This window comes from Arthrobacter sp. GCM10027362 (assembly GCF_042679445.1).
Lineage (GTDB): Bacteria > Actinomycetota > Actinomycetes > Actinomycetales > Micrococcaceae > Crystallibacter.
The window spans coordinates 1-809 of the sequence record NZ_JBHTML010000415.1; the positions used below are offsets into that span (position 1 = coordinate 1).

At 69.6% G+C, this 809-nt stretch carries 1 protein-coding gene and 1 pseudogene; both read right to left on the reverse strand.

Going from position 1 to position 809, the window contains the following annotated elements; genetic code table 11:
- A pseudogene (locus tag ACFQ36_RS23075) lies at positions 1-264 on the reverse strand (MFS transporter); the annotation flags it as partial.
- Between the two features lie 300 nt (positions 265-564).
- The coding region (locus ACFQ36_RS23080) for a helix-turn-helix transcriptional regulator (RefSeq protein WP_377017940.1) at positions 565-809 on the reverse strand (245 nt) is incomplete at its 5' end.

An 809-nucleotide genomic window follows, 5' to 3' on the forward strand; every position in this document is an offset into this window, starting at 1 on the left:
GGTCACCACGCCGCCGGCGCGGACGGTGTTCGCGGTGCCGATCCGCGCCGCCAGCGGCCCGGCCGCCGGCAGGGACAGCACGGAGCCCAGCCCCAGCGCCAGCAGCAGCACGCCGATTTCCCCGGCGCCGATGCCCAGGGTTGCGGAGGCGGCCGGGATGCGGGCAGCCCAGCTGGCGAAGGCCAGGCCGTTGAGGAAGAAGACGGCGAAGGTGGCAGCGCGGGCGGAGCGGATCGTGGCGCGGAGCATCTCGGTGTGGACCATCGGAACAGTCTGCCAGCCCGGACGGACCCGGGGTGAACTTCCCGGACCCAACGAAATGGCTTGAAGCGCCTTCCCCCGAATGTGCGCTTCAAGCCATTTCGCTATATAGCAGCCGCGAATTACCGGTGTTGCCACCACGGCCGGCAGATTCCGGCCGCCCCCAATTAAGCCTTAGCTGCTGCCGGCTGCGGTCAGGTTTCCCGTTCCGTTGCCGACACATCCATGGTGCGGTCTTGTGACGGATTTCACCAGCGATAACCACCCCAGTTCCCAAACGCTGGGGTACCGCCGGCAGCGCGGTCAGTCCCGCGGGGCCAGGACGGCGGGCAGTTCCTTGCGGGAGGAGATTTCCAGCTTGGCGAAGGAGCGGGACAGGTGCCATTCCACCGCCTTGATGGTGATGAACAGCTCCGCGGCGATCTGCCGGTTGGTCAGGCCCTTGGCCGCCAGCGAGCAGACCCGGTACTCGGCCGCCGTCAGCCGGTCCGCCCGCTGTTCGGCGGCGGCCGGCGGCGCGGCCTGCGCCGCCAACAGCGCGGCCATCC